At 59.4% G+C, this 17,951-nt stretch carries 18 protein-coding genes and 1 pseudogene; 12 read left to right on the top strand and 7 right to left on the bottom strand.

Features of this window, described 5'->3' with window-relative positions:
- Positions 1-70 precede the first annotated feature (70 nt).
- Positions 71-199 (bottom strand): annotated as a pseudogene (locus NA645_RS18600) (tRNA 2-thiocytidine(32) synthetase TtcA); the annotation flags it as partial.
- Positions 200-308: 109 nt separating this feature from the next.
- On the opposite strand from NA645_RS18600, the gene NA645_RS18595 reads away from it, so the two are divergent.
- From NA645_RS18595 to NA645_RS18580, 4 genes are all read left to right on the top strand, one after another.
- Entirely contained in the window at positions 309-938 is a 630-nt protein-coding gene (locus tag NA645_RS18595) for a DNA-J related domain-containing protein (RefSeq protein WP_256050211.1), read from the top strand.
- Between the two features lie 136 nt (positions 939-1,074).
- A complete protein-coding gene (locus tag NA645_RS18590) occupies positions 1,075-1,674 on the top strand; it encodes a Yip1 family protein (protein WP_256050210.1) in 600 nt (199 codons plus the stop codon).
- Between the two features lie 157 nt (positions 1,675-1,831).
- Entirely contained in the window at positions 1,832-2,497 is a 666-nt protein-coding gene (locus NA645_RS18585; RefSeq protein ID WP_256050209.1) for a Yip1 family protein, read from the top strand.
- A 55-nt stretch (positions 2,498-2,552) separates the two neighbouring features.
- Positions 2,553-3,047 carry a SprT family zinc-dependent metalloprotease gene (locus NA645_RS18580; RefSeq protein WP_256050208.1) on the top strand — a complete coding sequence of 165 codons (495 nt, stop codon included), beginning with the start codon at positions 2,553-2,555 and terminating at the stop codon, positions 3,045-3,047.
- A 4-nt stretch (positions 3,048-3,051) separates the two neighbouring features.
- Here the strand turns inward: NA645_RS18580 and NA645_RS18575 are convergent, their stop codons facing one another.
- On the bottom strand, positions 3,052-4,239 hold the full coding sequence (locus NA645_RS18575; protein WP_256050207.1) for an MFS transporter: 1,188 nt from the start codon (positions 4,237-4,239) through the stop codon (positions 3,052-3,054).
- A gap of 338 nt (positions 4,240-4,577) precedes the next feature.
- On the opposite strand from NA645_RS18575, the gene NA645_RS18570 reads away from it, so the two are divergent.
- The 8 genes from NA645_RS18570 (at position 4,578) to NA645_RS18535 (ending at position 11,058) form a co-directional block, all read left to right on the top strand.
- Positions 4,578-4,760, top strand: coding sequence for a nitrate reductase (locus NA645_RS18570; RefSeq protein WP_371924023.1), 183 nt, complete (start codon positions 4,578-4,580; stop codon positions 4,758-4,760).
- 76 nt (positions 4,761-4,836) lie between these two features.
- Complete coding sequence (locus NA645_RS18565) at positions 4,837-5,097, top strand: chaperone NapD (RefSeq protein ID WP_256050206.1); 261 nt, start codon at positions 4,837-4,839, stop codon at positions 5,095-5,097.
- Positions 5,094-7,598: a nitrate reductase catalytic subunit NapA gene (gene napA / locus NA645_RS18560; RefSeq protein ID WP_256050205.1), complete on the top strand. Its 2,505-nt coding sequence runs from the start codon at positions 5,094-5,096 to the stop codon at positions 7,596-7,598. The genes NA645_RS18565 and napA overlap by 4 nt, the downstream gene beginning before the upstream one ends.
- A gap of 11 nt (positions 7,599-7,609) precedes the next feature.
- Entirely contained in the window at positions 7,610-8,092 is a 483-nt protein-coding gene (locus NA645_RS18555) for a nitrate reductase cytochrome c-type subunit (protein ID WP_256050204.1), read from the top strand.
- A 10-nt stretch (positions 8,093-8,102) separates the two neighbouring features.
- Complete coding sequence (locus NA645_RS18550; RefSeq protein WP_256050203.1) at positions 8,103-8,699, top strand: cytochrome c3 family protein; 597 nt, start codon at positions 8,103-8,105, stop codon at positions 8,697-8,699.
- Positions 8,700-8,837: 138 nt separating this feature from the next.
- On the top strand, positions 8,838-9,632 hold the full coding sequence (locus NA645_RS18545) for a dienelactone hydrolase family protein (protein WP_256050202.1): 795 nt from the start codon (positions 8,838-8,840) through the stop codon (positions 9,630-9,632).
- Positions 9,633-10,222: 590 nt separating this feature from the next.
- The gene (locus NA645_RS18540; protein WP_256050201.1) at positions 10,223-10,660 is read left to right on the top strand and encodes a hypothetical protein; all 438 of its coding nucleotides are present in this window, start codon (positions 10,223-10,225) and stop codon (positions 10,658-10,660) included.
- Complete coding sequence (locus NA645_RS18535) at positions 10,657-11,058, top strand: META domain-containing protein (RefSeq protein WP_256050200.1); 402 nt, start codon at positions 10,657-10,659, stop codon at positions 11,056-11,058. Before NA645_RS18540 ends, NA645_RS18535 begins: the two co-directional genes overlap by 4 nt.
- 566 nt (positions 11,059-11,624) lie before the next feature.
- Here NA645_RS18535 and NA645_RS18530 read toward each other — a convergent pair.
- Genes NA645_RS18530 through NA645_RS18510 form a run of 5 tightly spaced genes read right to left on the bottom strand, consistent with a single transcriptional unit; the run spans position 11,625 to position 17,918 of the window.
- Complete coding sequence (locus NA645_RS18530) at positions 11,625-15,722, bottom strand: DUF6701 domain-containing protein (protein ID WP_256050199.1); 4,098 nt, start codon at positions 15,720-15,722, stop codon at positions 11,625-11,627.
- Positions 15,712-16,092: a hypothetical protein gene (locus tag NA645_RS18525; protein ID WP_256050198.1), complete on the bottom strand. Its 381-nt coding sequence runs from the start codon at positions 16,090-16,092 to the stop codon at positions 15,712-15,714. The genes NA645_RS18530 and NA645_RS18525 overlap by 11 nt, the downstream gene beginning before the upstream one ends.
- Positions 16,093-16,117: 25 nt before the next feature.
- Positions 16,118-16,987 carry a PulJ/GspJ family protein gene (locus tag NA645_RS18520; protein WP_256050197.1) on the bottom strand — a complete coding sequence of 290 codons (870 nt, stop codon included), beginning with the start codon at positions 16,985-16,987 and terminating at the stop codon, positions 16,118-16,120.
- A complete protein-coding gene (locus tag NA645_RS18515) occupies positions 16,984-17,481 on the bottom strand; it encodes a prepilin-type N-terminal cleavage/methylation domain-containing protein (RefSeq protein WP_256050196.1) in 498 nt (165 codons plus the stop codon). The genes NA645_RS18520 and NA645_RS18515 overlap by 4 nt, the downstream gene beginning before the upstream one ends.
- On the bottom strand, positions 17,478-17,918 hold the full coding sequence (locus tag NA645_RS18510; protein WP_256050195.1) for a type II secretion system protein: 441 nt from the start codon (positions 17,916-17,918) through the stop codon (positions 17,478-17,480). Before NA645_RS18510 ends, NA645_RS18515 begins: the two co-directional genes overlap by 4 nt.
- Between the last annotated feature and the right edge of the window lie 33 nt (positions 17,919-17,951).

The following is a 17,951-nucleotide window of genomic DNA, read 5'->3' as shown; positions in this document are numbered from 1 at the left end:
CGACGGAAGGCGGGGCTTACAGGCAATGTCTACAGGTTTATAGGCTTTACAAATATTTTTTTGGTTATAACTTGCCGCCGGACAGGCAGACCATGACCTTGTCGCCATCCTCGATCATGTTGAAATCGGTAACGGCCTCGCCGGCGAGACGGCGCAGGCGTTTTTGCAGTTTGTTCTGGTTGACCGAAAGGTTGCCCATGTGAGGAGTCCGGTGGAATGCGAAAAGGCGCGCATTTTACGCGCAAAGTGCGGCGCGCCCCACCCCATCCATCCAACGATTCGCACTGCTGGCTGCTAGGCTTGCCTGCATGACCGACGACTTCGAACCCGAGATGGACCTGGCCGAGCAGATTTTCGTGCTGCTATGCGAACAGCCGGAAGGCTGCAGCGAATACCAGCTGATCCAGCAGCTAAAGGCCCGTCACAGCACGCATATCCCCAACCTGCCGCTACTCGACAAGCTGGTGCTGTTCCGTACGCATTTCCTCGTTTTCAACGCGCTGTACCGTCTGCGCGACCAGCTTTGGGGCGAGAACCGCCACACTCTTCAGATTTCACCGTTGTGTGTCCAGCTTCAGCCCTACGTGCCTGGGACCAGCGGCGTCGTTGAAAACGACCCGCTGCGCGAGTACTACCTGGACATGACCAACCTGCGCGACACCGACGAGGGAGAAGTGGAACGCCTGCTGGCGAGTTTCTGGTCGCGGATGCGCGGCGACCACCTCGATGAGCGGAGCGATGCCTGGGATCCAGAGCAGAAGCAGGCGGCGCTCGAACTGTTCGAGCTGGATCGGGAAGGCGCCTCGCTAACGCTGCACGCGATCAAACGGCGCTACCGCCAGTTGGTGAGCATCCACCATCCGGACCGTGGAGGCAGCACCAGGCGCATCCAGTCAATCAATCTGGCGATGGAAATACTGCAACGCTATTACCGCTAGGACCATAGCTTCCAAACGCTCTAACCAGCCGGGTGCGCCGTACCGCCAAATTCCTATACTGCGACTTAAGGTCGCACGCCCGTCCAACTGACGGCACGCCAGGCGAAGCGACCTCCAAAACCGAGGAGACGCTGGCATGATCAATCACGTATGGGGATTATTTGCTCACCCAGGTCAGGAATGGCAGGAGATCACTGGAGAAGAACGCGAAGTCGGACATTTGCATCTCGGAGAAGTGTTGGTGCTGGCGGCGATACCGGCCATTTCCGCCTTCATCGGTACCACCCAGTTCGGTTGGAGCATTGGCGGTGGGGATGCCGTAAGACTCACCGAAAGCAGTGCATTTCAGCTTACCCTTCTGTCCTACCTGGCAATGCTCGCAGGCGTTGCGGTGATGGGCGGCTTCATTCACTGGATGTCACGCACCTACGATGCCAGCCCGACCCTGGTGCAATGCATCGTGTTCGCCGCCTACACCGCAACACCCTTGTTCGTCGGTGGCCTGGCGGCGCTTTACCCACACATATGGCTAGGGATGATCGTCGGCACGGCGGCGATCTGCTACACGACTTACCTGCTCTATGTCGGTTTGCCGACGTTCATGAATATCCCTTCTGACGAGGGCTTCCTGTTCTCTAGTTCGGTGTTGGCCGTTGGGCTGGTCGTGCTGGTGGCGATCATCGCGCTCTCGGTAATCATGTGGGGCATGGGCGTCGGACCGATTTACATACGCTGACGAGCCGAGCTTCAAGCCCCGAACTGGCGGGGCTTGAATCTTTTGCCTGCCCAAACCATCCAAACGCGACAGATTGAAGCCAAAGCCTGCTGAATCCCTGCGGCGCTGTGACGTCTATATCTACGACAGCGGCTCAAGCACGGTATCAGGAGGCTCCATGACCCCAGAATTCATCAGCTTATTCACCCGGCCGGATCGTGCCTGGGAAGCCATTCGCCAGAAGGAAGATGCGCACGGTCTGCATTACCTGATGCACTTGCTCTTGCTTTCCCTGATTCCAAGCGTGTGCCTATTCATTGGGGTCACGCTCGTTGGCTGGAGCCTGGTGGATGCGGAACGGGTGAGGCTCGACTTCGGCAGTGCGTTCCAGCTATGCCTGCTGCTGTACGTCACCATTGTCGTCGGCACCGTGATCATGGGCTTCTTAGTGCGCTGGATGGCGCGGGCCTTTGAAGTACGGCCAAGCCTGAACCAGTGCATCGGCTTCATCGCCTACGTGATCACACCTTTTCTGCTGGCCGGAGTGTCCGGGCTTTACCCGAACCGGTGGTTCGCCGCGATCGTGCTGCTGATTGCCGGGGTCTACTCCACGTACTTGCTGTTCACCGGCCTGCCCGCTTTCATGCGCCAGCGCAGCTCACAGAGTTTTCTATACGCCAGCACGATCTGGGGCGTCGCGTTACTGGTGCTGGTGACGGTGCTGGTCGGAATGATTCTGTTCTGGACGCTCTCGCTCGAGCCGAACTACGAGCGCACCGTGGACCAGAACCAGAGCTATGGCACCCAAGAGAGCCGCCCGCAGGAGGAGCCCGGCGGTCTCTGAACGGTTGTCACCCTGCCACATTGCGGCATAATTCCGGGCTTCTTCGGAGGCCCCTATGCCCGAACAGCTTCATGCCCGTGTCGAGGCCTATTATCAGCAGGCCGAGGCCTTTTTTAACAAACTCTTCGCGCGTCCGCAGGTCAGCTTCAGGTTGCGCGGGCAAAAGGCTGGCGTTGCGCACCTCGATAGCAACCTATTGCGCTTCAATCCGCAGCTTTACCGGGAAAATCGCGATCACTTCCTCAAGCAGACCGTGGCCCACGAGGTCGCGCATTTGATCGCCCATCAGATGTTTGGTGGTCGTATCCGCCCGCATGGCGAAGAGTGGCAATTGATCATGCGCGGCGTCTACGAACTGGCCCCTGATCGCTGCCACAGCTATGAGGTCAGCCGCCGCCAGGTCAACCGCTATATCTATCGCTGCGCCTGTCCCGATCAGGATTTTCCGTTCACGCCGCAGCGCCATTCGCTGGTCCGCAAAGGCCGCCGTTATTTCTGTCGCAGCTGCCGTGCCACGCTGGTATTCAGCGGCGAGCAACGGGTCGAGTGACCGTCTACAGCCGCCCGGCACGCCAGGCGGCCACCACGAATAACGCGGCGAGTACTGCCATCAGCGGTAGCCAGCCGGCGTGCTCCCAGACGTAACCAGCCGCATAGCCCACCACGCTTGAGCCCAGGTAATAGGCGCATAGATACAGCGCCGATGCCTGCGCCTTGGCACCCTTGGCGTGCACGCCAACCTGGCCGCTGGCGACAGCATGTGCGGCAAAAAAACCGAGCGTGAACAGCGCCAGCCCGAGAATGATCGCGACCAGCCAGGGCGTTGCGCACAAGCCGACACCCAGCAACATCAGCCCGACGCCGCATTGAAGGACCGTCTTGGCGCCCAGCCGCGGTACCAGTCGCCCTGCCCAACCCGCACTGAAGATTCCCGCTAGATAAACAATGAATAGCAGGCCGATCACCGTCGACGATAGACCAAACGGCGCTCCTGCCAGACGGAAACCGATGTAGTTGAACAGCGCGACGAAGCCGCCCATCAGCAAGAACGCCTGCAGAAACAGGTTGCGCAGAATCGGGTTGCCCAGGTGCCGAGCGAAGTTGTCCAGAAGTGCGCGCAGCGATAAAGGCTGGGGCTTGAAATGTCGCGAGGCTGGCAATAGCCAGATGAACGATCCCAGCGCCAGCAGCCCGAGACCAGCTATCCCGCCCAGCGCCAATGGCCAGCCGCCGATGTCGCTCAACAGGCCCGACAGCAATCTGCCCAGCAGGCCGCCCAGAGCGGTTCCGCCGATGTACAAGCCCATCGCGGCGGGCAACGACTCGGGATCGAACTCCTCGCCAACGTAGGCCATCGCCAAGGCCGGCAACCCACTGAGCGCAAGCCCCAGCAGGGCTCGCAACACGAGCAGCAGCGTCCAGGACTCCACCACTACGCAGGCGAGGCCAAGCAGGCAAGCCAAAGCCAATGCCAGCGCCATGACCGGCTTGCGGCCCCAGCTTTCAGCCAGGCTTCCAGAGATCAACAGGGAGAGCGCCAACGTTAAGGTCGTCAAGGACAACGCCAGGCTGCTGGCGGCCGCCGATACGGAGAACTGCGACGCCAACAGCGGTAACAAAGGCTGCACGCAATAAAGCATGGCAAAGGTGGCAAAACCGGCGCAGAACAATGCCAGCGTGGCGCGGCGATAAGCAGCGGTCCCGCGCTTGAGATGGTCATGGACGAGCGAGTCAGGAAGCATGCGTTTATTCCTACACCCGTTTCCGACGGAACGAGCCTGAAAAAAGCGGCGCAGCCTACCACACGGCCATACAGATGCCACGCAGCCACAACCTGGCCAGATAAAGGCACAAGCGGTCATATATCAACGCTAGATGTCCACTTGTTTCGTCGCAGCCGCAACGAAACAAGCGCAAGAACAGGCTTTAAGTTTTGGCCGTATATCGCCCGTACCGAACCTTATTATTGAGCTAGGTCAAAACAACTGTAATTAACGCTTATTAGCCTGTCGTTTATCGACGGGCGACTTTGAATAAGCCATTGGCGCTTCCTAGACTCCATACACATTCGAAGAAAAAGGTGAACGCAGTGCCACACGACACCGATCCCGCCCTTATAAGCAAGCCGGACGAAACACGGCTGTTCGTATTTCTGCTGGTCTTCCTGTTCCCTCTGCTAAGCGTCGTGATCGTCGCTGGGTACGGCTTCATCGTCTGGATAAGCCAGCTGGTCGTCTTCGGACCACCCGGCCCGCCGAGTTGACCACCAGCACTAACCTGACCGTAACAGTCCTCTTTTAGCTTGCAGTTTCAATGTAGGCGGAGCCTTACCTAAACCAATGAATAACGCCCTGCATATCGCCAGTTTGCTCGTGCATTGCCGCGCCGAACTGCTGGAAGCTGTGAAAAGAAACCTGGTGCTATTGCCCGGAACTGAACTGCACCAAGAGAGTGCGGCGGGGAAACTGGTCGTGGTCCTCGAAGCCGAACATGAAAGCCAGATTCTCGACACCATCAGCCATATCCAACAAATACCCGGCGTTCTTAATGCCGCCTTGATTTACCACGAACTCCTCTCACCCGAAGGAGAGCCTGAATGAGCCTCACACGACGTCAATTTGCCAAGGCCAACGCCGCGGCCATAGCGGCCAGCGTGGCGGGACTGCCGATCGCCACCAGCGCCAGCAACCTGATCACCAATCCCGAGGTCACCAACCTGCAGTGGCACAAGGCGCCCTGCCGGTTCTGCGGTACCGGTTGCGGCGTGATGGTCGCCACTGCCGGTGATCGCGTCGTGGCCACTCACGGCGATGTGAAGGCCGAGGTCAATCGCGGCATCAACTGCGTCAAAGGCTATTTCCTGTCCAAGATCATGTATGGCTCCGATCGCTTGACGCAGCCGCTACTGCGGATGAAGGACGGCAAATACGACAAGCAGGGCGAATTCCAGCCGGTCAGCTGGGAGCAAGCCTTCGACGTCATGGAGGAGAAATACAAGGCGGCACTCAAGGAAAGCGGCCCAAGCTCAGTCGGCATGTTCGGCTCCGGCCAGTGGACCGTGTGGGAAGGCTACGCGGCCAACAAACTGATGAAAGCCGGGTTCCGCTCCAATAATCTCGATCCCAATGCCCGTCACTGCATGGCGTCGGCGGCGGTAGGCTTCATGCGCACCTTCGGCATGGATGAGCCCATGGGCTGCTACGACGATATTGAGGCCGCCGATGCCTTCGTGCTCTGGGGCTCGAACATGGCCGAGATGCACCCGGTGCTCTGGACCCGCGTCACCGATCGCCGGCTCAGCGCGCCGCACGTCAAGGTCGCGGTGATGTCGACCTTCGAACACCGCAGCTTCGATCTCGCCGACATCCCGATGGTGTTCAATCCGCAGACCGATCTGGTGATCCTCAACTACATCGCCAACCACATCATCCAGAGCGGTGCGGTCAATCAGGACTTCATCAAGAACCACACCCGGTTCGCCAAAGGTGCGACCAACATCGGTTACGGCCTGCGCCCCACCGATCCCCGTGAGCTGAAGGCCGAAAATGCCGCAGTGGCCGCCAGCTGGACCGACATCAGCTTCGAGGACTACGCCGAGTTCCTCAAACCCTACACCCTCGAGCACGCCGCCCACGAATCGGGCGTGCCTGCCGAGCGCCTTAAGGCGCTGGCCGAGCTGTATGCCGACCCCAAGACCAAGGTGATGTCGTTCTGGACCATGGGCTTCAACCAGCACACTCGTGGTGTCTGGGCGAACAACATGATCTACAACATTCACTTGCTCACCGGAAAGATCAGCGAGCCAGGCAACAGCCCGTTTTCGCTCACCGGCCAGCCCTCGGCCTGCGGCACCGCGCGGGAGGTGGGCACCTTCTCCCATCGTCTGCCTGCGGACATGGTGGTCACCAATCCGAAGCACCGCGCCACCACCGAAAAAATCTGGAAGCTGCCCGAAGGCACCATTCAGGAAAAGCCCGGCTTCCATGCCGTGCAACAGAGCCGCGAACTGAAGGACGGCGGGCTCAAGGTCTACTGGACCCAGGCCTCCAACAACATGCAGGCCGGCCCGAACCTGATGCAGGAGACGCTACCCGGCTGGCGCAACCCGGAAACCTTCATCGTTGTTTCCGATGTCTACCCAACGGTATCGGCCCAAGCGGCCGATCTGATCCTTCCCGCTGCCATGTGGGTGGAAAAGGAAGGCGCTTACGGCAACGCTGAACGCCGCACCCACTTCTGGCACCAATTGGTCAACGCGCCGGGCGAGGCTCGCTCGGACCTGTGGCAATTGATGGAGTTTTCCAAACGCTTCACCACCGATGAGGTATGGCCCGCCGATCTGCTCGCCAAGGCACCGGAACTCAAAGGCAAGACGCTTTTCGACGTGCTGTTCAAGAACGGCAAGGTCGATCGCTTCCCCACGTCGGATATCGAAGAGGGCTACCGCAATAGGGAGTCGGAGGAGTACGGCTTCTACGTACAGAAGGGCCTGTTCGAGGAATACGCCGAGTTCGGTCGCGGCCATGCCCACGATTTGGCGGACTTCGATCGCTATCACCAGGAGCGAGGCCTGCGCTGGCCCGTGGTAAACGGCGAAGAAACCCGCTGGCGCTACCGGGAAGGCTACGACCCCTATGTAGAAAAAGGCACCGGGGTTCAGTTCTATGGCTATCCGGACAAGAAGGCGATCATCTTCGCCCTGCCCTACGAAGTCCCAGCCGAAATACCTGACGAGGATTATCCGTTCTGGCTGAGCACCGGCCGCGTGCTGGAACACTGGCACACCGGCAGCATGACCCAGCGCGTCGACGAGCTTCACCAGGCGGTTCCCGACGCACTGGTGTACATGCATCCCGATGATGCTCGCGACCTCAAGGCGCGGCGTGGCAGCGTGGTCAAGGTCATCAGTCGGCGCGGCGAGATGCAGGCGCGCGTCGAAACCCGTGGGCGCAACAAGCCGCCGAAGGGTTTGATCTTCGTGCCCTTCTTCGATGCCAACAAGCTGATCAATAAGGTCACCCTCGACGCTACCGACCCGATCTCCAAGCAAACCGACTACAAGAAATGCGCTGTGAAAATCGAAGTGGTCAGCATCGCCTGAGGAGAGTCGCCATGAAATTTCGCTTACTGCCTTTGACGCTCCTCGCGGTGTTTGGCCTGGCCATTGCCGCCGAGCAGGACTACCCACTGGATGCCCCCGCGCCGGACGGTCGGCGCCCAGGCGGCACCATCACCCAGGAATTCACCCCACCGCCTCTCAAAGATGAAGAAAACAAGGACCTCAAGCGCGAGCGCAACTATCCCGAACAGCCGCCGACCATTCCGCACACGATTCGCGGCTACCAGGTCGACACCAACAGCAATAAATGCCTTTCATGCCACAGCCGCGCCAATAGCGCGCGCACCCAGGCGCCGATGATAAGCATCACGCACTTCACGGATCGCGACAGCCAGACCCTGGGCACCGTCGCCCCTCGTCGCTATTTCTGTACGCAATGCCATGTAGTGCAGCACGACGTGAAACCGCTGGTGCAGAACGACTTCGAGAACATCGACGAGTTGCTCTATCGCGAAAACCAACAGAACGAACAGTGAGGACGCCTGGATGAAGTCGATACTGTCGTTTCTCAAGAAATACTGGACGGTCCTGCGCCGTCCGAGCGTGCATTACAGCCTGGGCGCGCTGACGCTCGGCGGGTTCATCGCCGGCATCATTTTCTGGGGCGGATTCAATACCGCATTGGAGGTGACTAACACCGAGGCGTTCTGCATCTCCTGCCACGAAATGGAAGACAACGTGTACATGGAGATCAAGGACACCATTCACTACACCAACCGCTCGGGCGTGCGCGCCACCTGCCCGGATTGCCACGTGCCGCATGAATGGACGGACAAGATCGCACGCAAGATGCAGGCATCCAAGGAGGTCTGGGGCAAGATTTTCGGCACCATCAGTACCCGGGAGAAGTTTCTCGGCATGCGCCGTGAAATGGCCGAACGAGAATGGCGTCGCCTGAAAGCGAATGACTCGCTGGAATGCCGTAACTGCCACGACTTCGATTACATGGACTTTACGCGCCAGTCCGCTCGCGCATCGCAGTTCCACTCCACAGCCCTGGCCAACGGCGAAGCCACCTGTATCGATTGCCACAAGGGCATCGCGCACCGGTTGCCGGACATGCACGGCGTGCCGGGCTGGTAAACACGATCCGGCGCAGCCCCAGGTCGCGCCGGCTCTGTTTCTCCACAGCAGCGCTCTTCCCCACACCTGAACGACCGAGTTGCAGGCGAGTCGAACGACGGCTATCAATCGACGTTGCCATAACAAGGAGTCCTCCCCATGCGCTATTGCCTGCTCGGCGCGCTGATGGCCGCCAGCGCCTTCGCTCAAGCCGAAATCCAGACTCAGGAACTTCCCTATACCGCAGCTGATGGCACCAAAATGATCGGCTATTACGCCTATGACGACGCCATCGAAGGCAAGCGCCCAGGCGTCGTCGTGGTGCATGAATGGTGGGGCCTCAACGACTACGCCAAAAGCCGCGCCCGAGACCTCGCCGAGCTAGGCTACAGCGCGTTGGCGATCGATATGTATGGCGAAGGCAAGAATACCGAGCATCCCAAGGACGCCATGAGTTTCATGCAGGCCGCGCTGGCCGATGCCGACGCGGCCAAGGACCGCTTCAACGCCGGCCTGGACCTGCTCAGACAGCAACAGCAAACCGACGCCGCCAAACTCGCCGCGGTCGGCTACTGCTTTGGTGGCAAGGTGGTGCTGGACATGGCACGCCAGGGCGCGCCGCTCGCTGGCGTCGTCAGCTTCCACGGCGCATTGGCCACGCAAACCCGTGCCGTCCCTGGCAGCGTCAAAGCGCGCGTACTGGTCGAACACGGCAGCGAAGACAGCATGGTCAGCGCCGATGACGTGGCGGCGCTGAATGCCGAAATGGTCAAAGCCGGCGCCGACTACCGCTTCGTCAACCTGCCCGGTGCCAAACACGGCTTCACCAATCCTGGTGCCGACAAGTTTCAGGAAAAGGGTGTCGACGTGGCTTACAACAAAGCCGCCGACGAACGCTCCTGGAAGGATATGCAACGCTTTCTCGACGAGACTTTCGCCGATACCCGTCCGTAGCTATCTGTCTGAACCTGGTTGGGCATCGGTGCTCATGGTCTGGATTCTTAATGACGCACAAAGTGGCCGCAGCCGATAACAGCCCTAGCAGCCACTCGGTCAGCTCCCTTTCCCCTCCGGTGAGAGGGCTGGGGTGAGGGGATTGGCGAACCTCGTCGCGAAAAACCGCCCCAGGCTGCGTAACCCTGCGCGTCCTCAAAAGGACAAACCCCCACAACAACCTCGGTCCGCCCCCTCTCTCCTCCGATGAGAGGGCTGGGGTGTGAGGGGTGAGCGAACCTCGACGCCGAAGCATCGTCCCACAGGCAGTTTGACCCCTGGCTTCGCAGCATCCATCGGAAAGACAAACAACCACAACAACAACTCGGTCCACCCCCTCTCCCCTCCGGGGAGAGGGCTGGGGTGAGGGGCGGGCGAACCTCGTCGCCGAAGCCCCGCTTGCCGCAACCATAAACCGATTGTCCAGCAAAGCATCGGAAAACCCGATTGCTCGATTACTTTGCCTCGTCCCAGCGCAGCCTCTGCCCATCTGCCGTGCTAGCATTATGGCCCGCCGCAAAAGCCCCCTCATTCACAGTCGATTGCGAGTCATGGCCGAACACGATTTCCGCTACAACCTGCTCAATCCTGCACACACCCTGACCGAATGCCGCGCCCTGGCACCGGGCCGCTATCAGGTCACGGGTAACGGCGGCAACATCCGCTCGGGCGACGTACTCATCGTCACGCTCAAAGGTAGTCGGGAGCTCTCCCAGCGCCTGACGGTCGACAAGGTTCGACACCTGATCAACCCGCCGGGCCAGTGGATGGCCGTGGCGAGCGGCCCGGTGTTTCGTGAACTGGCGATCGTCAACTGGCAGGTCGACTGCGACGCTTGCGGTAAACAGCGGGATTTCGAATTCGCGGTGGACGCAGCCAAAGGCGAAGCCGCTCGCGCCCCGGCGGCCGAAGCGCGGATCAGCGAATTGGGCTGGACGAACGACGGCGGCCGACACCTGTGCCCCACATGCCGGGAGTCCAAGCAATGAACAAGTTCATCATGGCCGGCCTTGCCGTGTTGTCTGTCAGCGGTTGCTCAGTTGACCCGCTCACGCTGCAGCATGACGTCACCTACATCGCCGAATGGATCGGCGACGACCCCGTGGTAGGCCGCAACCCGGTCTCGCTGACCTTCAGCGAAGACCGCGCCTACGGCAACGCCGGCTGCAATCACTGGTTCGCCAACTACCAGCTCGACGATCAGCAGATCCGCTTCAGCGAAGTAGGCAGCACGCGCAAGATGTGCGCCGAGCACATCATGAAGCAGGAACAGCAATTCCTGGATTTGCTTTCCCGTGTCGAGCGCTGGGATGTATCCAAAATCGATCAGCTGCGCTTCTGGCCAGCCGAAGGCGCCCCGCTCCGCGTCTGGCCAGAACAGAACTAAGCTGCGCCACAAGTGAGCGAACTACGCACAGCCGCACCCAATTTGCGCGCAAATCGACACTCTCGCCCTTACGCGAATCAAGCGCGTAGGGCCGAACTTGTTCGGCCTGGGCAAGTCTGCGGCCGAATAAGTTCGGCCCTACAGGCTTGAACGCTTCCAATACAGTCACTACGGGCCACCTTACACTGCCCATCAGCGGCAGACCGCAACCGAACCCGAAACTGGCATATGCAATGCATAGGTTCACTCAGCCAGTTTCGGGGACCTCGGTACAGGCAGGCCGGGGAATCCCCTCTTTTACATTGATGAGGGCTGCTCAGCTGAACGGCTCTATGTTTGACGAGAGCTTTGGCCGCTTCAGCGGAAACAGATGTCATAACAGCCGCACCCGTCCGCCCATTACGTGAGAGCTGCCCGTGAAAAACCGCAGTCGCATCGTTGCCAGCACGCAGGCTCCTGTCCTACAAACTATCTAGAAGCCGAACAGGATCGCTTCTCCGCAACAGCCACGCTACGCTCTCTACCGGTATCCAGATGATTTTCGTACGGGCGGTACGCGCCAAACGTCACATGCCCCTGTAAAGCTCACGGCGGAAGATCAGGGGCTTCGACCCTGCATATCCGCCGAACGTTGCAATGGCACTGGGACTGATCGGTCCGGTACCAAGCCAGTCGAAATACAACCAGCTGGGCACCTGTGGCTCGACCCGCACGCTGCCAGCCTTGCCGACACCGGGCGCACTTAAAGTGATCTGGCGCATGCCTTGCAGGACATCGCCTAGCATCACGGTCAACGCATCAATGTCACCCTTGGACAAGTTGCCGCGTGGGCTATCGAGCTTGATATCGCTGACTTCTGTGCAAGAGCTATCTACCGGATCCGTATTTGTTACAAACGCACTGCCGTTCCACTTCTCCAGGACAAGGGGAAGGCGCAAGGGGCTCAGCTCCGATCCCGTGGCCCCTCCCTGCCTGTAGCGGCCGAGCAAAACCTGCGAGCCCTTCATCGTGAACGCATGATCCTTCGCCGTGTAGCTGGCGCTAATATCAGCGACGAATACCCCATCGCTATCGAGAAGCTGCGCCTTGCTGGTGAAGGCTTCGATCTGCGCTTCGAACAACTTGTCGTCACTACCCGGTGTCGCTCCTCGCAAATACCGAAGACGTAGAGAATCGGGCATTTTCAGCATCCTAGCGCCATCGCCGACGTTCTTATCCTCCTCCCACTTGCTGGCTGTCGAACCCTCAATGCGTAGCCTGGCGGCGATGCAGTCGGCCTTGTTGCTTTCCAAGGCGCAATCTTGGTTGAGGGGAGAGCCATCGCCGGGAATACGTGTGTCGAGCGAGGCGCGCCCAACGCTGGAAAAAAAAGTCGGCGTCCAGGCTTCGGGAAACTTCCAGAATCCTTCACGATCATAATTAACGGTAGTCACGCCACTGCGGTTCTTGCCGGTGATGGTCAGGCTCGGAAACTCAGTGAACGCCATTGGTTGCTCCTGATAGCTGTAGTCAGGGCTGCAACTCGGTCGGAGCGAGCCGGCTCCCGTCGCGTCTAGGTAGGCCGGTTTGATTCGGCCAATATTCGCCGAAGTCCCACCAGCCACCGTCTCTCCGTCCAGATAGCCGCTGCCAGGCGGCGTAACGCTGATACGAAAAACGCCCACTTCCGAGAATGCCACCAGTCGCACCACTTCTGCTGCCGAGCTGCTGTAACCTTCGGTGGTCGGCCGATGGTCATAACGATTGCTGTCGTTGCCGGCCAGGCTCATGGTTCCCTCGGCCCCGTTACTGGGCGCTACCAACATCGACGCCAGGGTGATGCCGTCGTGGCGGAAGTTAGGCGTGGTGGGGTTGCCAGCGCAAAGGTTATTGTCATCGTCGGCCTGCCAGCCCACCGGCCTGAAGCGCACCGGGAAACCGTCTCCCGCCGCGACGAAGGCCTTGCAGTTGGCATCGCCCGCTTCGCAACGCCCCGCTGTTGATGAGCTCCAAATCTGCGGCTCGACGCACAGACCCACCGGTTTCACCACGAACTGGTCCGACCCCTGCATGCTCAAGCCGCTGTCCTCGGTAGTTGAACTGCCGTTATAGCGAGCGTTGAGCTGTAATTTTCCCGCATCGTTGTAGCGGACTTTTATCGACGCTTGCGCCGTGCTGTTGAATGTCAACTTCACGCCCGTGGGTGACGCTTCGGAGGAGGACACCGCAGCGCCATTGACCTCGAGCGAACGGCCGGCACTCGTCGATGGGTCAATGTAGCTGGACCAGAACTGCAGCCCGCGCTCGCCTTGGAAGGCCGGCACGCACCGCTGCGAAGAGTCGTCCTTGCGAACGGCAGTGATCAGGACATCGCCCGAAGGCTTGTTGGACAACTGGGTCGGCACATCGAAGATGAAGCCAGAGTCGGCGAACGAAACCGAACAATTCGTGCTCAGGGCACTGGTGCCGATCTTGCACAGGGTTTCGCTCAAGGGCTTGGTCACTGGACTGGAGCTTGCGATTCCTAATGTCGCGCTTCCCCTAGTCGTCCTGCGCAGCGAAAAATTGCCGCTACCGCCTGTGAAGGTGCGGGTATCGCTACTGATGATCGATCCCCCAGATGACAAGACAGCAGTTGCCGTAACCGCCTCGGTGTACAAGGTGCAAGCCGAGTTCAGACAAGCTTTCACCGTGACTGGCAACGGAGCACATGTCAGGCCCGAGGACGGTGCAATGATTTCGAAATGGTCGATTTGGGTGCCAATCGGATTCATCCGATTGGCACAGACCTGCAGATCATCCAATTCGTGGATATTTACGTTGCCGCCCGTCGAGCCGGTGAAGCTGAGCCAGAAGTTGTCGGGAATCGCGACCTGTGAACTGCTTAATTGAACGTCATAGGCCGAAACGAGCGTGCTGTAATTTCTCCCGCTGCCGCCGGTATCCCGTTCGACAGTCACTAGCGTCTTGCCTCTGGTGCGCGAATCGATCGTGACGCGGTACATATGGCCAGGGTTCGCTGTTGAGGTCGAACTGGAGTGATCAATTCCATTGGTACTGACTCCGGTCAGATAGCGATATCCGTCTGTGCCACTTCCAGAGCCACGAATGGCAATCGCGTCGCTACGGGGGCCAATCCCACCAACGCGCCCTTCAGTTTCATTCGAATAATTGCCGAACTCATCGAAACCGATACCCAGCCAACCACCGGCAAAGCCGGAAATACCAGTCTTCTGCGCATAGCCGAGCGAGCCACCATAGGCGCCGGGCTGAGGCGTGACGCGGGCATCAGACATGATTAGCGCCATACCGTCGGCGCCGCGATTGCTCCTGTTGGAATAGCCGTAATACTTGAACGTGACGGTGATCAGATTATTGGCCGCAGGGAAAGTACGTTGAACAGTGGCCCCGGTCGCGACATCGTTACTGTCGTCAGTCAGGCGAAGCCGGCCGTTGGCGATGCGCGGAGTGCCGAAGCTGCCACTACGGGAGGTAACGGCCCAGTCGTTGCCGAGGGCACTACGGTTGAAATTATCGGGAGAGGCCGTCAGGCAGATCGGTTTGATCTCTCCGTCGCACAAGTCGGCAGGCGTCGTGGCGGTAGGAGTACAAACGCCATAGACGTGACTGCGTCCAGTACCGAAGATAGTTCCGTTACCCCAAGTCGCGGCAGTGACGTCGCCGTAGACGAAGGAGTCATTGAGCAACCGCACTTCGTTGGTAGTAACCAAGTTACCGGTAACTGTGCTGCCGTCGAGAACGATATTGTTCTGGCTGACAGACACGTTGCCGGCAACTTTCAACCGATTCAAGGTGACAGTACAGCAGTTGCTGCTAATGTTTCCGGTGACCGAACCGCCGGTAAGAGTGACGAGCCCCCCGGTCGCAACGATATCGCCGGTAAAGGTCGTGGCATTGGCAACTACCGATTGTGTACTTACTGTGCCGCCCACGCGCCCGCCGTCGAGGCTGACTGTCCCGTAGTTATTGCTCAAGCTCCCGCTAATTGTCGTCCCACTGGTCGTCGTTACGCTACCGCCACCGAAAAGGTTGGCCGCCAGGCTGCCACCGGTAAAGCTGGAAACCCCGCTCACCGTCACATCGCTGCTGAATGTGCTGTTGGTGGCAGTGAGGTCATTGGTAATTCGTGCCGCCCCCGAGACGGAGCTATTGGTCAGTCGGGTATTACCACTGCTGGTCAACGTGCCAGTTATCGAGCTGTTGGTAAGAGCAATCGTACCGCTAGCCGATTCGACCGAACCGTTGACAGCGGCGCCGGCCAATGTAATCGAGCCACTGCTGGAAAGGACGGAGCCGTGAACGGTATTGGTTCCGGTCGCGGTCACCGGGCTGTAGCCGGCGCTCAACGTGATGTTCTTGCTGCTGGTGCCGATAGTATTACTCGACAGCGTGAACCCTTCATCCGCAACGACGGTGATGTTGCCGAGCCTGCTCGTATTGACCTGCAAGGTGTCGCCAGGCGCCAAGTTTACAGAGCCGGTGCATCTATAGGTGTCAGAACTATAACTCCAGCTGCCGGTGCAGGGCGTATTCGTCTTGTATTCACCCCAAAACAGAAACCCTTCCCAATAGAACGTATAGCTCGCGGCATGCGCCCCACCGGGCAATATCGCAGCGAGGATCAGAAGCCAGCAGCGCATCAGAAAGGAGCGGTTAATTCGCATCTGTCTCGACCTTTGCCCTCAGTTCTCGATAGGCATAATCCGGTCGCGCCGAAGGCGAAGCCGCGTTCTGCGCAACAGCAGTCAGGGTGTACAACGTCAGTGTCTTGCCATTCTCGCGCTCCGGATATTTCACCAGATTGCAGGAGACGACCACGTTGGAAAAATCAGAAAGATTCCCAGCTAAGGCCAGGCTCGTACTGGCCGCGCAGTCGCCTTCCTTCACCGCCCTGCGTATACCCCACTCCAGCCCGGCCCTGGCCGCCTGATAGGCCCGAGCCTGCTGGATCGACAGGCTCAACGTTCCGCTGGTCGTAACTGAAAGCCGCGCCATGGCAACGACCGCCAGCGCGACGACGACCATCACGAACATGGCTGCGACCAACGAAAAACCTCTTTCATGGCGCATTGTCGATGTGCACCTGTTGCTGGAGGGTAATGAATTCGCCGTCACTAGCCAGCGTCAGGCTCATCGTTACCAGTCCAGGTCGCTGGGGACTGCCGGGCTGGTAAGCGAAGCTGCAGGCGGTCACATTGGAGGCGACCGGAACGGCACCTGACGGCGCGGCATTGGGCGCCGATACGGAAAGGTTCGCTGTGGTGTAGCGCAGCAGTTGTCCGCCGCTGGTGGCTGGATTGCAGCGATAGCCGATGACTTGGTCAGCCAGGTAGAAACGGCGCTGCGCCGAGGCATAGGCAAAAGTGAAAGCGCCACCAGGCAGGCCCAAAGTAATCTGGGTCTCGTTCCCGTTGCTTGTCGCACTGAAGGTCGTACCTGATGGCGTAATGACGCCAGGATCGGCATAAGCCCAGACATTCCCGCCCACCGTCGGCTCACCATCACTGGTCGCACCAAGATTATTGATCACCAGCCAACGCGCGTCCTTGACCGACAGATCCGGGTCCAACACCTGGAAGCCGTCGCAACGGCCATTAGCCGTCTCACAGCCGCTGAGCTCGCTGGAAAAACGCAAACTCTCACCACCAGCCCGATTCGGCACATAGCGACCCGCCTGGACGACGTTCAGGGTTTCTAATGTGTGTGCATCGGAGGACTGACGAATCGAGTTCGGCACCGCCAGGCGAATGTCGCGGGCCATACGGTTGAGCGCGACCGCTGCCTGCTCGACCAACTCACTGCGGCGGCTCTGATCGACGAACGCTTGCAGCGGACGCTGCATGACGCTGCTGATCATCAGCAGCACGATGCCGCTCAAGGCAATCACCATGATCAATTCGACCAAGGTAAATGCGCGTGCAGACTTCATGGGCATCGATCCATTCCGTTGGCATCCACTTCTCCGTAACAGGTACGAAATCCGGAAAGCTCCAGGCGCTGGCCTGCCGGATCGGCGACCGTGACATCGATACGCCTGGCCGGCACACCATTCCAGTTTGACATTTGCGTGACTGAAACCTGTACGCGGTAGGCGGACAGCGCGGTGACCACAGCGCCAGTCGCATCCCGCACCCCTTGATCATCCAGGCCCGCATAGTCACATACGTCATCGAACCGCTCCCTGAGCAAGCCGTCGGTTTTCGCACAGTTTCCTGAACTCAGGGTTGTCGGGTCCAGGTAGGGTTGGAACAGTATTTCCTCGAGATAGCCCTCGGCGATCACGAGGCTTTGTTGACGCAACATCGGATCGGCTGAGCGTCCTATGATCGCAGCCATAGCGCTGTATAGTGCGGCTGCAGCGATGCCGATGATCACGATACTGATGACCAATTCGACTAGCGTCATACCTTGTTGACGCTTCATTGCACTAGCCCGGTTTCAGCGGCCACGTTAAACGTGAACGAGCCTATGGCGGCGCTCGCGGCGCTGGAGGGGCGCCCGAGCGAGTCGAACACCACGGGAAAATTAATCGCCGACACCGTAACCCCGGCGGGGACGGTGTTGGCGAAAGGAAGCTGGCCATCCGGTCCCTGCACCTCGGCGTTGAATGCACCCGAGGTACAACTGGCTGCCCGCCGTAGCAAATAGCCGTCGGTATTCAGGCTGACCTGCGTCAGGCAGCCGCTGGCGAGCGCTAGCTTTTGCGCATAACGCACGGACGCAACCGTTTCTTCGAAGAACAGGCGTTCGTCGAACACCTTCCTGTCAAAGAAGCGCGGCCCCACCACGGCGGCGAGAATGCCGATGATCATGATGACCAAGACGAGCTCGACAATAGTGAAGCCGCGTTGTTTTTTCATTCGAAACTCAGTTCACACAGAAGCTGGCAGCAG

Source organism: Stutzerimonas stutzeri (genome assembly GCF_024448955.1).
GTDB classification, from domain to species: Bacteria; Pseudomonadota; Gammaproteobacteria; order Pseudomonadales; family Pseudomonadaceae; genus Stutzerimonas; species Stutzerimonas stutzeri_AQ.
The sequence above is the reverse complement of the archived record's forward strand: the minus strand, read 5'-3'. Positions and strand labels throughout refer to the sequence as shown.

Excerpts from the sequence above, each read along its gene's own strand:
- NA645_RS18510 (WP_256050195.1), bottom strand. The coding sequence starts at position 17,918 with ATGAAAAAACAACGCGGCTTCACTATTGTCGAGCTCGTCTTGGTCATC.
- NA645_RS18575 (WP_256050207.1), bottom strand. The coding sequence starts at position 4,239 with ATGCTTCCTGACTCGCTCGTCCATGACCATCTCAAGCGCGGGACCGCT.
- NA645_RS18585 (WP_256050209.1), top strand. The coding sequence starts at position 1,832 with ATGACCCCAGAATTCATCAGCTTATTCACCCGGCCGGATCGTGCCTGG.
- NA645_RS18595 (WP_256050211.1), top strand. The coding sequence starts at position 309 with ATGACCGACGACTTCGAACCCGAGATGGACCTGGCCGAGCAGATTTTC.
- NA645_RS18555 (WP_256050204.1), top strand. The coding sequence starts at position 7,610 with ATGAAATTTCGCTTACTGCCTTTGACGCTCCTCGCGGTGTTTGGCCTG.
- NA645_RS18580 (WP_256050208.1), top strand. The coding sequence starts at position 2,553 with ATGCCCGAACAGCTTCATGCCCGTGTCGAGGCCTATTATCAGCAGGCC.
- NA645_RS18565 (WP_256050206.1), top strand. The coding sequence starts at position 4,837 with ATGAATAACGCCCTGCATATCGCCAGTTTGCTCGTGCATTGCCGCGCC.
- NA645_RS18525 (WP_256050198.1), bottom strand. The coding sequence starts at position 16,092 with ATGTTCGTGATGGTCGTCGTCGCGCTGGCGGTCGTTGCCATGGCGCGG.
- NA645_RS18545 (WP_256050202.1), top strand. The coding sequence starts at position 8,838 with ATGCGCTATTGCCTGCTCGGCGCGCTGATGGCCGCCAGCGCCTTCGCT.
- NA645_RS18535 (WP_256050200.1), top strand. The coding sequence starts at position 10,657 with ATGAACAAGTTCATCATGGCCGGCCTTGCCGTGTTGTCTGTCAGCGGT.
- NA645_RS18520 (WP_256050197.1), bottom strand. The coding sequence starts at position 16,987 with ATGAAGTCTGCACGCGCATTTACCTTGGTCGAATTGATCATGGTGATT.
- NA645_RS18530 (WP_256050199.1), bottom strand. The coding sequence starts at position 15,722 with ATGCGAATTAACCGCTCCTTTCTGATGCGCTGCTGGCTTCTGATCCTC.
- NA645_RS18515 (WP_256050196.1), bottom strand. The coding sequence starts at position 17,481 with ATGAAGCGTCAACAAGGTATGACGCTAGTCGAATTGGTCATCAGTATC.
- NA645_RS18550 (WP_256050203.1), top strand. The coding sequence starts at position 8,103 with ATGAAGTCGATACTGTCGTTTCTCAAGAAATACTGGACGGTCCTGCGC.
- NA645_RS18590 (WP_256050210.1), top strand. The coding sequence starts at position 1,075 with ATGATCAATCACGTATGGGGATTATTTGCTCACCCAGGTCAGGAATGG.
- NA645_RS18540 (WP_256050201.1), top strand. The coding sequence starts at position 10,223 with ATGGCCGAACACGATTTCCGCTACAACCTGCTCAATCCTGCACACACC.
- napA (WP_256050205.1), top strand. The coding sequence starts at position 5,094 with ATGAGCCTCACACGACGTCAATTTGCCAAGGCCAACGCCGCGGCCATA.